Origin of the sequence: Paenarthrobacter nicotinovorans, from assembly GCF_021919345.1 — a bacterium.
Taxonomy (GTDB): domain Bacteria; phylum Actinomycetota; class Actinomycetes; order Actinomycetales; family Micrococcaceae; genus Arthrobacter; species Arthrobacter nicotinovorans.
This window is the reverse complement of the sequence record NZ_CP089293.1, coordinates 1505360-1518860: the sequence shown is the minus strand read 5'-3', so window position 1 is coordinate 1518860 and position 13501 is coordinate 1505360. Positions and strand designations below refer to the sequence as shown.

At 63.9% G+C, this 13501-nt stretch carries 11 protein-coding genes and 2 tRNA genes; 5 read left to right on the top strand and 8 right to left on the bottom strand.

Annotated features, from left to right (window positions below):
• Window positions 1-10: 10 nt before the first annotated feature.
• Window positions 11-859, bottom strand: a complete 849-nt coding sequence (locus JMY29_RS07065; protein ID WP_055975109.1) for a phage holin family protein — start codon at window positions 857-859, stop codon at window positions 11-13.
• A gap of 171 nt (window positions 860-1030) precedes the next feature.
• On the opposite strand from JMY29_RS07065, the gene JMY29_RS07060 reads away from it, so the two are divergent.
• From JMY29_RS07060 to JMY29_RS07040, 5 genes are all read left to right on the top strand, one after another.
• Entirely contained in the window at window positions 1031-2260 is a 1230-nt protein-coding gene (locus tag JMY29_RS07060) for a multidrug effflux MFS transporter (RefSeq protein WP_189075823.1), read from the top strand.
• A gap of 34 nt (window positions 2261-2294) precedes the next feature.
• Window positions 2295-2474 (top strand): glycine zipper domain-containing protein, encoded by a 180-nt coding sequence (locus JMY29_RS07055; RefSeq protein ID WP_018777475.1) that lies wholly within the window; start codon window positions 2295-2297, stop codon window positions 2472-2474.
• A gap of 155 nt (window positions 2475-2629) precedes the next feature.
• On the top strand, window positions 2630-5128 hold the full coding sequence (locus tag JMY29_RS07050; RefSeq protein ID WP_189075824.1) for a bifunctional lysylphosphatidylglycerol flippase/synthetase MprF: 2499 nt from the start codon (window positions 2630-2632) through the stop codon (window positions 5126-5128).
• 22 nt (window positions 5129-5150) lie between these two features.
• Complete coding sequence (locus JMY29_RS07045) at window positions 5151-6434, top strand: alpha/beta hydrolase (RefSeq protein ID WP_018777473.1); 1284 nt, start codon at window positions 5151-5153, stop codon at window positions 6432-6434.
• Between the two features lie 41 nt (window positions 6435-6475).
• Window positions 6476-6883 carry a hypothetical protein gene (locus tag JMY29_RS07040; protein WP_039240465.1) on the top strand — a complete coding sequence of 136 codons (408 nt, stop codon included), beginning with the start codon at window positions 6476-6478 and terminating at the stop codon, window positions 6881-6883.
• A gap of 46 nt (window positions 6884-6929) precedes the next feature.
• Here the strand turns inward: JMY29_RS07040 and JMY29_RS07035 are convergent.
• The 7 genes from JMY29_RS07035 to JMY29_RS07005 form a co-directional block, all read right to left on the bottom strand.
• Window positions 6930-7002 (bottom strand) — tRNA-Asn (locus JMY29_RS07035).
• Window positions 7003-7117: 115 nt separating this feature from the next.
• Window positions 7118-7190: transfer RNA gene (locus JMY29_RS07030), tRNA-Asn, on the bottom strand.
• A gap of 53 nt (window positions 7191-7243) precedes the next feature.
• Entirely contained in the window at window positions 7244-9127 is a 1884-nt protein-coding gene (gene dnaG, locus JMY29_RS07025; protein WP_079581019.1) for a DNA primase, read from the bottom strand.
• Between the two features lie 49 nt (window positions 9128-9176).
• Window positions 9177-10493 (bottom strand): deoxyguanosinetriphosphate triphosphohydrolase, encoded by a 1317-nt coding sequence (locus JMY29_RS07020; protein WP_018777470.1) that lies wholly within the window; start codon window positions 10491-10493, stop codon window positions 9177-9179.
• A 64-nt stretch (window positions 10494-10557) separates the two neighbouring features.
• Window positions 10558-11739, bottom strand: coding sequence for a tRNA dihydrouridine synthase DusB (dusB, locus tag JMY29_RS07015; protein ID WP_018777469.1), 1182 nt, complete (start codon window positions 11737-11739; stop codon window positions 10558-10560).
• 43 nt (window positions 11740-11782) lie between these two features.
• The gene (locus JMY29_RS07010) at window positions 11783-12394 is read right to left on the bottom strand and encodes a response regulator transcription factor (protein ID WP_055975094.1); all 612 of its coding nucleotides are present in this window, start codon (window positions 12392-12394) and stop codon (window positions 11783-11785) included.
• A complete protein-coding gene (locus tag JMY29_RS07005) occupies window positions 12391-13500 on the bottom strand; it encodes a sensor histidine kinase (RefSeq protein WP_110504553.1) in 1110 nt (369 codons plus the stop codon). The genes JMY29_RS07010 and JMY29_RS07005 overlap by 4 nt, the downstream gene beginning before the upstream one ends.
• Between the last annotated feature and the right edge of the window lies 1 nt (window position 13501).

Genomic DNA, 13501 nt, shown 5'->3' with positions numbered 1-13501 from the left:
CAGAAACCTGCTATTTCTTCAGCAGCTTCCTCAGCGCAACCACGAAGACCACCGCGGCGGTGGCGAAAGCTGCAAGGTCTTTCCAGTGCGCGGCCATCCGCTCGCTGACGCTTTGGGGAACTGAATCGCCGAGGTCGGCGAACTTCGCGGCAGCGAATTCCTTGCCCTCCTGGAACCTGACGTTGGCGCTCTCGAGCAAGGCCTGGCCCTGCTTTTTGACGTCCAGCTGTTCACCCAGCTCATCGCGGACACCCGTCAGGTGTTCGCGGCGCCTCTTCAAGCGGGAGCGAAGCTCGGCTTCCGTGGGCGCCTTGACGGCATCGGCTTCCTTGGCAGCTTCCTTTGCTGCCTTTTCGGCCTTGGCCTTCTCAGCTGCGGCTTCCTTTTCGGCTTTGGCGGCCTTCGCGGCAGGCGAGTTCGGGTCGAGGATCGACTCGTCGAACGCTGAGCCTTCCTTGGCGATCCCGAGGTCATGCTTGATGCCCCGGATGGTGTCCTCGGGGACCAACGGCATGGCCTTCTTGAACTTGGCGATGCCGATCAGCGATGCGATGGCGACAACCACAAGGAAAAACGCTGAGACGAGCAGAGCCGCGAGCCAGCCGGGCATGATGGTGGCCAGGCCCAGAATGGCTGCCACCACCAGTGCAATGACCAGCAGCGCCATGAAGACGAGGGCAACACCGAAAAAGGCGCCGGCCACGCCAAGCTGTGTGGCCTTGCGTTTGAGTTCCACCTTGGCAAGGGCGATCTCATCATTGATTTGCCGTGGGGCCAAGCGTGCAACGAGCTTGAGGGTCTTCGGCAAAGTACGAATGGCTGGTCCTTGACTGGTCCGGCCGGTGTGACGTCCACTCATGGGTTCCGCCTAACTGCTTCCTCTTGGCATCGTGTCGGGCGAACGCAGCGGAAAACTCCGCCGCGGACACCTGTCCTCAAAGCTATCATTCAGGTTCCTGCTGAACTTTCGGGGCCACGCTCCGGCGCGCCCGTCATAGCAGCAATAAATATGATCCGGGCCATAGGATAGATGATCGTGACCCCTCCCATTGCCCCGGGCGATTCCCTGAGCCGACGCGAAAAGCTTGTCTACATTCTCCTCCTGGGCGCCTTGACGGCCTTGGGTCCCTTCACCATCGATCTCTACCTCCCCGCGTTCCCGGCCCTGGAATCAAGTTTCAACGTCTCGGAAGCGGCAATCCAGCTCACCCTGACCGGAACAACCGTCGGCTTCGGCCTTGGCCAGTTGGTGGTGGGACCGTTCAGCGACAAGGTAGGCCGCAGGCTGCCGCTGATCCTGGCCACAGCCGTGCATATTGGCTCTTCCCTGGGCGCTGCGCTGGCAACCGACATCGGCATGCTTTCCGTTTTCCGTGTCCTCATGGGAATCGGGGCGGCCGGAGGTGGCGTGGTGGCCATGGCAATGGTCAGGGACCTTTTCCACGGCTACTCCATGGTGCGGATGTTCTCCCGCATGTCACTGGTCAACGGGCTCGCGCCCATCCTGGCTCCGGTGATCGGGTCACAACTGCTCCTTGTCTTTCCCTGGCCCGGGATTTTCTACTTCCTGGCGTGCTACGGCCTGCTGGTCATCATCGCCTCCATCTTCTTTATCCGGGAGACCTTGCCTGCCGAACAGCGCGGCAAGTCCACCGTGACGGTCGGACAGCGCTACAAGAAGGTACTTACGGACCGGATTTTCGTGGGCATGGTGCTGGTGGGCAGCCTCAACTTCGGCGGCCTGTTCGCCTATTTGTCCGCGTCCACCTTCCTCTTCCAGAAGGTCTACGGCTTCTCCCCCCAGGAATACGGCATCCTGTTCGGCATCAATTCATTGGGCATCGTGGCCGGTGTCCAGATCAGTTCCCGCTTGATCCGGCGCGTAGCCCCGCAGTGGATTGTGGCCGGAGCAACGCTGTTCATGTTGTGCATGTCCCTTGTGATCGTCGTGCTTGATCTGTTCCACGTGGGGCTGTGGGGCACCTTGATTCCCCTGTGGTTCTACATCTGCGCCACCGGGTTTATGTTTCCGTGCGTCCAGGTGTTGTCCCTGGCCAACCACGGCGCACAAGCCGGCACGGCGGCCTCCCTCCTTGGCGCTTCACAGTTCATGATGGCGGGCATCGTTCCTCCGGTGGTCGGCTGGCTGGGGGTCACCTCCGCCGTCCCCATGGGAGCTGTGATGGCCGTCTGCATCACGGGTTCCATGACCGCACTTTGGTTGGTTGTGCGGCCACGGACCGTGCCCTCCATCCACTAGCTGCCATCCATCAACCGCACCGTAGGCTGTCACTATGACGAACAAACCGCACCGTAATGGCAGGGGCCTCTTTCTCGGTGCGATGCTGGGCGCGGTGGCCGGGGCACTCATCGGCCGCGCTGCAGGAAGCGCGGTTTTCGGCGCGTTGCTCGGTGCCGTGATCGGCGCCGCGGTTCTGTACCGGGTCAATCCTGGACCATGGAACCGTGACTAGGCAGGAATCGTGACCAGGCAGGAACCGTGACTAAGCGGCGGCTCTTGCCGACCCTCCGGCGTCGAACGTTTCAAAGCCTCCCCTAAAGCCCTGCCGCAGGGCAGAATGGTGGCCAGCCGGTGTTACCGGTGCCTAACCGGTGAAGGGGACATCACATGAGCACGGCGGTCGGATTTCGTGGCACCCTACGGGGCCTGGCAACCGTGCGGAGTTTGCCGCTGACGCTTGCCTTGGTGGTGGTCCTCTGGGTTTTGGCACTGGCGACGGGAAGCGTCCTTAACGGTCCTCCCGAAGCACTTCTGGAGCAGGTGGGGCTTGGCTTGGCCGTGGAACCCGGGCCGTGGTGGTCGGTCTTCACGTCAACGTTCTTCGGTTCCTCGCTTCTCGACTACCTGGCGTGCACCGCAGCGATCCTGCTGGGGGTCGGTATTGCCGAAAGGGTTCTGGGCCCGTGGCTGGCCCTGGCTGCCTTCATCGCCGGTTCCGCCCTCAGCGCACTGGTGCTGGTCGCGCTGGTGGCTTTCGGTACCGACAACAGCGACCAATGGCTGAGCTTCCTCGGCGGGGAGTACGCGGTGGGCGCTTACGGCGGAGCCGCGGCTGCCCTGGGATTTTCGACGGCGGCACTTGACTCGCTGTGGCGGCGTCGCCTCCGGACGTGGTTGCTCGCTGCGGCACTGATGTTCGCCCTCTTCGTTGGAGTGGCCCAAACTTTGCAGGCTCTCGCCGGCGCAGTGATCGGAATCGTTGCCGGCTGGGCCGCACACTCCGTGGTCCTTCACAAGAGCGGCGGATCGTTCAATGCCTCCAGCCTCCGTGAGACGCGTTTCCTGGTCGGCACGGTGGTTGGCGTCTTCGCCCTGGGGCCCCTGTTGACCCAACTGACGGGCACCTGGGAGGTGGGCCCGCTCTCGGTGGTCTCCGAGGTCATGCTCCAGGCAAGCCCCGACGTCGATGAGGTTCAGGAGGCCTGCAGGAACGAAGCGAACTGCGTGGCCCTGCAAAACATCGTTGGTGTCCGGAGCTTTGGTGCGGCCATCCTGACGGTGATCCCTGTCCTGCTCTTACTGGTTTGCGCCGAAGGCCTGCGACGCGGTCGCCGCCTGGCTTATCGGCTGACACTGATCATCCAGGTGTATCTGGCTGCGGTGACCGTCCTGGCGATCGTGCAGTACATCAGCGACCCGGATGTCACCATGGGCGGCGACGATTTCGGCTACCTGCTGCTGTACGTGGTCCCGGCTCTTCTTGCGCCCATCATCATCGTGGCGCTGCTGCTGGCCAACAGGCACAGGTTCAGGGTGGAGTCCAGCGACGCCGGATACCGTGCCCTTGGCCGGGCCGCCCTGATCCTGGCCGTGACCGCAGTGGCCCTCTACGTGGCGTTCTGGTTCCTGGAGGGCAACCCGGGCCAGTCAACCCTGTGGGACCTCGCCGGACAGCTGACGCACATCCTGGTGCCCTTCCCGGTCCCGTTCGTTGTGGCGCTGCCCCAGGGACTGCTGAGCACTGTGCTGTACGGCCTGGGAGGAGACGTCATCTGGCTTCTCATCCTGGTCCTGGTCCTCAACAACTTCCGCCGCTTCAGGATGATCGCCACCGACCCTGCTGCCGATCTCGGCCACACCCGCGAGCTGCTGCACCAGGGCGGTGGCACCTTGTCCTGGATGGCATTGTGGGACAACAACCAGTACTGGTTCACTCCGGACAGGAAGGCCGGCGTCGCCTACCAGGTCCACAACGGGGTGGCGTTGACCGTTGCCGGTCCCTACGGCGATGCCGGCCACCATGACGAGGCAGCGCTTGGTTTTGTGGCGCACTGTTCCGCATTGGGATTGGTCCCGTGTTTCTATTCCGCCGACTCCGGGCTGGATGGCCCGCTGCTCCCCTACGGCTTCAGGAAACTGGAGGTCGCGGAGGAAACACTTCTCAACGTCCAGGCAATGACATTCAAGGGCAAAGAGTGGCAGAACGTCCGCACTGCGCTGAACCGCGCTGAGAAGCTGTCCATCAAGGACCTTTGGTACCACTACGGCAGCATGCCGCCGGGCATCAGGGCCCAACTGGCTGAGATTTCCGAGGAGTGGGTGGCTGACAAGGCCCTACCCGAGATGGGATTCACCTTAGGCGGCTTGAACGAACTCAAGGATCCCGAAGTTCTCTGCTGCGTGGCGGTGGACGACGACGGCCTGGTCCACGGGGTGACCAGCTGGCTTCCCGTTTTCAGCAACGGCGAGATCTCCGGTTGGACCCTCGACTTCATGAGGCGCCGCACAACAGGCTTCAAGGGCGTCATGGAATTCCTGATCGCCTCAGCCGTGACGCACTTCAAGGAGCAAGTTCCGCAGATCTCCCTCTCAGGCTCTCCATTGGCCAATGCGGGGACCGGAGGCGCGGAAGGTGACCGAAGCACCCTGGACCGCGTCCTGGCCCTGTTGGGAAATGCCCTGGAGCCGATGTACGGCTTCAAATCATTGGCTGCCTTCAAGTCAAGGTTCCAACCCGAGCACCGGACCTTGTACATGTACTACCAGGACCCCCTGGCCTTGCCATCGATCGGACTGGCGGTCGGCTCGGCCTACCTGCCCGGGCTCTCGCCCGCACAAAGCGCTGGTTTGTTGAGGCAGATGGTGGCCCGGGAGCCTGCCGCATGACCGGTCATCCGGCGGTGCGTCCATGAACGATGTCCTGAAACTCGAAATCAGCAGCCCCGTAGTCCTGACGATCGCCGGGATCATCGCCGTCGGGTTCTTCCTGGTGCTCTTCCTCCGGCCGTCTGCCCGCTGGGTCCTCACGGCGATGAGCGCCATTGTGGTGGCAGGGCTGGTGGGGTGGTTCACCGTGTGGATCGTGGAGGACGTGCTGGACGTCTTTCACGTGGGACTGACCCCGCGGGTATGGTTCTGGTCGATCAGCTGCTTCGCCGCTTTGGGGTTGGTCGCGGTGAGTTTTCTCCACAGCGCGCGCTGGCGGAAAGTGGTGGCCATCATCTCGGTCCCCGTCTTCGTCACTGTCTCCGCCCTGCAAATCAACGCCGAGTTCGGACTGAACAACACCCTGGGTTCGGCCCTGGGGATCTCAACCGAGGACGTCATTGAACTGAACAAGCCGGACCCGGATGCGTCCATTCCGGCCGGACCCTTGTGGCAGCACTGGACTCCGCCCGCCAACATGCCCTCGAAAGGCAAGGTGGGGACCCAAGTCATCCCGGCCACGGTGTCGGGTTTCGACGCGCGCCCGGCCGGTATCTACCTTCCACCGGCTGCCCTGACTGCCAATCCACCGAGGCTTCCCCTGTTCGTCCTCATGATGGGCCAGCCGGGCCTCCCCGATCCGCAGTACGTCTCCGCCGCCCTCGACGAGTTCGCTGCAAAAAACAATGGACTGGCCCCCATTGCGATCGTCGCCGACCAGATCGGCCCGGACCAGGATGACACCCTGTGCCTGGACACCCCTAAGTACGGAAACGTCGAGAAGTACATCAACCAGGACGTGGTGAACTGGGCCAAGGACAACTTGAGCATCCTTCCGGACAGGGACCACTGGACCATCGCCGGATATTCCAACGGCGGCCAATGCGCCATCTCCTTCGCCGTCAAGTACCCCGGAATGTGGGGCAACGTGGTGGACATCTCAGGCGAGGAGTTCCCCGGCGCAGAGGACCCCACGGAGAACCTGGCCGGGATCTTTGGCGGTAACCAGGCCGCCTACGATGCCCAAAAGCCCATCAACATCATGAAGGGCAAACAGTTCCCCGACACAACTGCCGTGTTCACTGCCGGCTCGGACGACCCCACCTACGTGGCCGCCGCGAAAGCCGTGTCCGCGGCGGCGCAAGCGTCCGGAATGAAAGTGACCTACTACGAGGTACCCAACGGCGGACACGTGGGCCTGGCATTGAACGCAGGCCTGGAGAAGGGCTTCGAAGTGCTGTACCCGCGCCTGGGCCTGTCCCGCTAGAAGCTCTTTTCGCGGCCACCCACCGGCGATAAAGTTGAGATGTGCCACATTGGCAAGAGCTGAACCCGTTACCGGCACCGTGGCAGCGCAAGGATGACCGCATCCTCCCGCTGTGGTGGGAGCGCCTGTGCTCGGTGACCAGTCCGCCGTCGGCCGCTTTGTACGCGGGTGGACTCTTCACGGACGACCGGCGACGGCCCATAGCCCAGTGGTACAACCCCGAAACGGATGCCGCACTGTTGGTCGCTCCGGAGACCTCGCCGGAGTGGCCGGTCCAAAGGTTCGGGATTTTCTATGCCCCTCCGGGCGGCGGTTTCACGAGAGTCTACTCGGCGCCGCATGAGTGGCATCCGCGTGAGCCCAGGACCCCTCCCACCGAGCAGGACTCGTTCATGGCGGCTGTGGCGGAAGCCGCGCGCTTCCTCCAGGTGGAGATGGATTTCGTTTAAAAAGCAGACCCCGCACCAGCCATTAGGCGGGTACGGGGCCCTTGTGCTCCTCCGACTGGACTTGAACCAGTAACCCTTCGATTAACAGTCGAATGCTCTGCCAATTGAGCTACGGAGGAATGAAGCGGTTATGACTTTAGCAAAGGTTTTACCGGATGTGAAATCGGTCGGCGATACCCCCTGGGGGTATAAAAATACCCCCGCTCCGGCGAACCGGAACGGGGGTATTGTGCGCTCCTCCGACTGGACTTGAACCAGTAACCCTTCGATTAACAGTCGAATGCTCTGCCAATTGAGCTACGGAGGAATGAAGCGGTTACTAGCTTAACAGGGGGCTGCCGGAAAACGAAATCGAGGATCTCAGCCGTCCGAGCGCAGCGCCCGGCGTTCCATTTCGAGCTGCATCAACTCACGGTTCAGCCGCTGGAATTCCTCAGGCTGGGAGGCAGCGTCGAGCCGTTGGAGCTGCCCCATCTTGTCGGCCTTGATGCGGGTGATCTGAAGCTCGAAGAGTCGGGCCAGGATATCCCGGCAATACCGTTGCATCGCTTCCGGGGTGCTGGCGGGCAGTGGTGTCACAGCAAGTTCGGACACCAGATTGCGCAGGGGCTCGGGTACTTCCTGCCGGATCTGCTCCACCCACGACACCGGGTCTGCCGTATGGCCGAGCCCCGTGGCGCGGATCGCCGCATGGACGGCAGCATAGGCCGGCGTGGCGAACATCGTAGCCGCAAAGCGGTCCCACGCCACTCCACCAAGCACTGCGGGATCCTGAAGAACCACCTCGAGTGCTTGGCGTTCCATCCCCGCTACGGGGTCGCGGGGGTTGGGACGGTTGAACACCGGACCGCCCGACGGCGGTGCTGCCGCGGCCGCTGCTTGCTCGCCGCTGCCTGCAGCGTTGCTGCCGCTTGTCCCCCGTTTAGCGGCCGCGCCGACGTATCGGCTGACTTCCTCGATGGGCATGCCCAGCCAGCCGGCAAGGTTCCGCGTGTACTCGGGCCTTGTGGCTGAGTCCCTGATCTGCGCCACCACCGGAGAAGCCTCACGGAGCGCTGCTACGCGGCCCTCCACGGTGTCCAGGTTGTGCCGCCGCAGGGTGGCCCTGATGGCGAATTCGAAGAGCGGTTTCCGGGTACCGATGAGCTCGCGCACCGCGGCATCACCTTTGAGCTGGCGAAGGTCACAGGGATCAGCACCGGAAGGCTCCACAGCCACGTAGGTCTGGGCCGTGAAGCGCTGGTCCTCCTCGAACGCCCTCAGAGCGGCCTTCTGGCCGGCGGCATCACCATCGAAGGTGAAAATGACCTCTCCCCCGCTGCCGTCGTCCGAAAGCAGCCGCCGGGCCACCTTGATGTGTTCTGTACCGAAGGCTGTACCGCAGGTGGCCACCGCCGTCGTGACCCCTGCAAGGTGGCAGGCCATCACGTCCGTGTACCCCTCCACCACTACCAGCTGGCGCTCCTTGGCGATGTTCCGTTTGGCGAGATCGATGCCGTAGAGGACCTGGGATTTCTTGTAGAGCGTGGTCTCCGGGGTGTTCAGGTATTTGGGGCCCTGGTCGTCTTCGTAGAGCTTGCGCGCACCAAAACCGATGGTGTCCCCCGCGATGTCCCGGATGGGCCAGATCAGCCGGCCACGGAAGCGGTCGTAAATGCCTCGATTACCTTCTGAAAACATTCCAGTGAGCTTCAACTCAGCATCCGTGAACCCGCGTCCGCGCAGGTGCTTCAACAGCGCGTCCCAGCCTTGCGGCGCGTATCCCACTCCGAAGTGTTCGGCGGCAGCACGGTCGAACCCGCGGCCATCCAGGAAGTTACGGCCTTCCGCCGCTCCGGGGGTCAGAAGCTGTGCGCGGAAGAACTCATCGGCGATCTTGTGGGCGTCCAGCAGGCGCTGGCGCTTGCCCACTTCCTCGCGGCTGGGACCCGTCCCGCCGTCTTCGTACCGCAGCTCGTAACCGATCCTGGCCGCGAGCTTTTCCACGGCTTCGTGGAAGGAACTGTGATCCATCTTCTGGACGAAGGAAATGGCGTCGCCATCCTCGCCGCAGCCGAAGCAGTGATACCTGCCCACCTGCGGGCGGACGGTGAAGGAGGGAGAACGTTCGTCGTGGAAGGGGCACAGGCCTTTGAAACTGCCCAGTCCGGCACCTTTGAGCGTGACGTATCCGTCAACGACTTCCTTGATGTCCGTGCGCTGGCGTACTTCGTCGATATCTTCACGTTTGATCAGGCCAGCCACGTGTCCATCCTAGTCGCATCGACCAAACCGCCCGGCGCCCGGGCGCGCCTCACCAAAGCGACGGGAGGCTGCCCACCAGACGCTCGTACATGGCCAGGGCAGAGACGTCCGTCAACGACGCCACCTGGTCGATGACGACCCGCAGGCGGGCACCGTCGTCGACGGCGTCCCTCCAGTCGGCGGCGAACATCGGCTCCAGGTGGCGGTCGCCTGTGGCGTTCAAGACGCCCACGAGCGCGTGCAGCACTTCGCGTTGGCGTTCGTAGACAGGCTGCCGGTGGTCCGTGGAGATGACGAAGGTGGTGGCCAATCCCTTGAGCACCGCGATCTCCGTCACGGTCTCCTCGGGGACCATGAGTTCGGCGTCATAACGGGTGAGGTTGGCCGGTCCGAAATGCGCCCGCGTTGTTTCCATGGCACTCTGGCAAAACCTGCCGATCAACTGGCTGGTCATGTCCTTCAGCGCCGCCATCGACTTGCGGCTGCCGTCAGCTTCCCGGACCCAGACCTTGGTGGCCTCGAGCCGGGCAAGGGCAGCATCAATTTCGGCGGGGTCGTTGTGCGGGAGGTACCACTGCTTGGTGTAGCCCACCACCCGGGCCCGATGGTCAGGGTTCTCCATCCACTTCAGCTGGAAGTGGCCGGCAACGATCGCATCTTCCACATCGTGCACCGAGTACGAGATGTCATCGGCCAGATCCATCACCTGCGCCTCGATGCAGGAGCGGTTGCCGGGCGCGCCCTCGCGCAGCCACTCAAATACGGGAAGGTCGTCTTCGTATGCGCCGAACTTGCTGGTGCGGTGGCCATGGATCACGGGGGCGTCGACGGCGGACCACGGGTATTTGGAGGCGGCGTCCAGGCTCGCGCGGGTCAGGTTAAGCCCTGCCGGCCTGCCGTCCGCAGCGAGCACCTTGGGTTCGAGGCGGGTCAGCAACCGAAGCGTCTGGGCGTTGCCTTCGAAACCGCCGATCGTGTGAGCCACTTCGTTCAATGCGGATTCGCCGTTGTGGCCGAACGGAGGGTGGCCAAGATCGTGGCTCAGGCAAGCGGTGTCCACGACATCGGGATCGCAACCCAGCGAACGGCCCAGTTCGCGGCCTACCTGCGCAACCTCGAGGCTGTGCGTGAGCCGGGTGCGGACAAAGTCATCGGTATCCGGGGCCACGACCTGTGTTTTGGCGCCCAGGCGTCGCAGCGCGGAGGAATGCAGGACCCTGGCGCGGTCCCGTTCAAAGTCGGAGCGGTAGTTGCTCTTGCGCGGCTCTTCAACCCACCGGGCAGAGTCTGCCTCGGCGTATCCGGGGATGGCCAGCACAAAATCGTGGCTTGCTGCATCGTGGCCAAGCATTGCTTCGGTTCCCATGGGTATCTGCCTCCTTCAAGCGCCGGGGTGTGGAGCTTCTTGAGCCAGTCTTACACGTGTGAGGCTAACCGCCCGAAACGTCCAGCTCCGCTGCGGAGATATCCGCGCTCTGTTCAGCGTTCAGTTGACGGCTGTCCAGCCAGTCCTTGGGCAGCGCCGGCTTTTTCGGGGATCCGGCACGCCCCCGGGGGCCCTCGGAATCGACGCCCGGATAAGGAAGATCCATGTCCAGTTCGTCGAGCAATTCCCGCAGGACCTCCAGGGTGGGCACTGTGGCAAGTTTCGCCCGCAGCTCGCCGCCCACCACGTAGCCCTTGAAGTACCAGGCCATGTGCTTGCGGATCTCGCGGAGAGCCTTGTATTCGTCGTTCCCGAAGGTCTCCACCATCAGTTCCGCGTGACGGTAGACGCCCTCGGCAACCTCGCGCAGCCCGGGCCGGTGCCGCTGGTCGCTGCCTTCGAAAGCAGCCTGGAGATCGCCGAACAGCCAGGGACGGCCCTGGCACCCACGGCCGACGACAACACCGTCGACGCCGGTTTCGCGCACCATCCGGACAGCGTCTTCAGCGGACCAGATATCGCCGTTGCCGAGCACCGGGATGTCCGGGAGGGCCTCGCGGAGGCGGGCGATCGCGGACCAGTCGGCCTGGCCGGAATAGAACTGTGCAGCCGTCCGGCCATGGAGCGCCACTGCGGCAACTCCGGAGTCACGGGCGATGCGTCCTGCCTCCAGGTAGGTCAGGTGGTCATCGTCGATGCCTTTGCGCATCTTGATGGTCAGCGGGATTCCGCCCTTGGAGGCTTCCTTGACCGCGGTCTGCACGATCGAGGTGAAGAGGTCGATCTTCCACGGCAGCGCGGACCCTCCCCCGCGGCGGGTGACCTTGGGGACGGGGCAGCCGAAGTTGAGGTCGATGTGGTCGGCGCGGTCCTCGTCCACGAGCATCCGCACCGCTGCGCCTACGGTTACGGGGTCCACGCCATAGAGCTGGACGGAGCGGACTTTCTCGTCCTCGTCATGGGAGATGATGCGCAGCGATTCCGGCGTCCGCTCCACCAAGGCACGCGAGGTCACCATCTCGGCCACGTACAAGCCGCCACCGTATTCACGGCAGAGCCTGCGGAAGGCGGAGTTGGTGATTCCGGCCATCGGCGCAAGGATTACCGGGGTGTCCACGGTAATCCCGCCGAGCTTCAGGGGCGGGAGCTCAAGCTTTGGTGCGGGAGGCGTTGCTACTACAGTCACCTATCCATTGTTGCAAAGCAGGGCAAATCGGGGGCGCAGGCCCTCACAGAAGCCACCCGTTCTCATGTGCCAGGCGCACGGCTTCCGCCCGCGTCCGGCCGCCGGTCTTGGCCATCGCCGCTGAGAGATAGTTCCGTACCGTGCCCTCTGAGAGCATCGCCGCTTTGGCAATGTCCGCCACCGTACCGCCGTCGGATGCAGCCTTCAGCACCTCGACCTCCCGCTCGGTCAGCGGACTGTCACCGGAGGTCAGAGACTCCGCGGCGAGCATCGGGTCCACCACGCGGAGCCCGCTGTGCACGCGACGCACGGCTTCGGCCAGCTGCCGCGCAGGCGTGTCTTTGACCACGAACCCGGAGGCTCCGGCCTGCATGGCCCTCCTGAGATAACCCGGCCTGCCGAACGTCGTGACCATCAGGACGCGGCATGTCGGTACCGCACGGCGGACTGCCGCGGCAGCGCTGATGCCATCCAGACCGGGCATCTCGACGTCGAGCATCGCCACGTCGGCGGCATGCTCCAGCACGGCCGACACAACGCCTGCGCCGTCCGCCAGCTCCGCCACCACCTCGATGTCCTCTTCAAGCCCCAGAAGGGCGGCAAGGGCACCGCGCACCAGCGCCTGGTCGTCCGCGATCACCAACCGGATGGTCATACGTCAACAGCCAATCTGAACCCTCCCAGGTCGCTCGCACCTATGTTTACTGTGCCACCGGCACTGGCCACTCTCTCCCGAAGCCCCGCCAGCCCGTTGCCGCCCGCTGCCGGACCCGGCCCCACGCCGTCGTCCTCCACCAGAACCGTCGACGCCGTCAACCGGACCCGGCAACGCCCGGCACCGGAATGCCGCACAACGTTCGTCACGCCCTCGCGCAGTACCCAGCCGAACAGCTCACGGTGCTTGGCGGGCACCTGCTCCACAGTCCCCGGAAGATCAGCGTCGATACCCGCCGATTCCAGCGCCGTCCGGGCCGCCGCGAGTTCTGCCAGGACATTGACCCCGCGGTAGCCGGCAACTGTGGCCCGGACATCTGCGAGCGCACCACGCGCCAGCTCCTGGACTTCCACGATTTCCGCTGAGGCTTTGTCCTTGGCCGGTCCGCCGGGTGCCTGCTCCAACAGCCGGGCAGCCAACTCGGCTTTGACCGCTATGACAGTGAGGGAATGCCCCAGGATGTCGTGCATGTCCCTGGCCACACGGCTGCGTTCGGCGGCGACGGCGGCATCCGCCAGTTCAGTCTGGGCGGTCCGGAGTTCAACGGTCTGGCGGATCAGGCGCGCAAACGAGGACATCATGAATCCCAGGGACAGGATGAGGGCCGGTTGGAAGAAAGCCTGTCCAGGGTTGCCGCCGGCGAGTTCCGACGCAAGTGAAATTCCCGAAAGCGCCACGATCACAGCGAAGTCGACGCGCGGCGGAAGTGTGGTCATTCCAATGGCGCACGCCAGGAAAGGCCACGTCCACAGCGCTTCCCTGCCCACCAGAAGGATCACCAGGCCGTTGAGTGCCAGCAGGATCGCGAGGCACAGCAGGCCGGTCCGACTGTCCCGTACCCGGCTGAACATCGGCAAAACGGCATAGGCGGCGAAGAAGGCCACCAACGACGCCGAGGCCAGTACCTTCCAGCCTGCCGGTTCGTCCACGGACCACACGAGGTTCCAGGTGGGCCACGCCCAGAGGACAATGGAAAAGCCGGCGCCGATGAACCATTTGCGGGGTCCGGGACCGCGGAAGGCATCCCCCAGGGACTGGCTGCTCATG

Excerpts from the sequence above, each read along its gene's own strand:
- JMY29_RS07055 (WP_018777475.1), top strand. The coding sequence starts at position 2,295 with ATGACGAACAAACCGCACCGTAATGGCAGGGGCCTCTTTCTCGGTGCG.
- JMY29_RS07045 (WP_018777473.1), top strand. The coding sequence starts at position 5,151 with ATGAACGATGTCCTGAAACTCGAAATCAGCAGCCCCGTAGTCCTGACG.
- JMY29_RS07010 (WP_055975094.1), bottom strand. The coding sequence starts at position 12,394 with ATGACCATCCGGTTGGTGATCGCGGACGACCAGGCGCTGGTGCGCGGT.
- JMY29_RS07020 (WP_018777470.1), bottom strand. The coding sequence starts at position 10,493 with ATGGGAACCGAAGCAATGCTTGGCCACGATGCAGCAAGCCACGATTTT.
- JMY29_RS07060 (WP_189075823.1), top strand. The coding sequence starts at position 1,031 with ATGATCGTGACCCCTCCCATTGCCCCGGGCGATTCCCTGAGCCGACGC.
- JMY29_RS07065 (WP_055975109.1), bottom strand. The coding sequence starts at position 859 with ATGAGTGGACGTCACACCGGCCGGACCAGTCAAGGACCAGCCATTCGT.
- JMY29_RS07005 (WP_110504553.1), bottom strand. The coding sequence starts at position 13,500 with ATGAGCAGCCAGTCCCTGGGGGATGCCTTCCGCGGTCCCGGACCCCGC.
- JMY29_RS07050 (WP_189075824.1), top strand. The coding sequence starts at position 2,630 with ATGAGCACGGCGGTCGGATTTCGTGGCACCCTACGGGGCCTGGCAACC.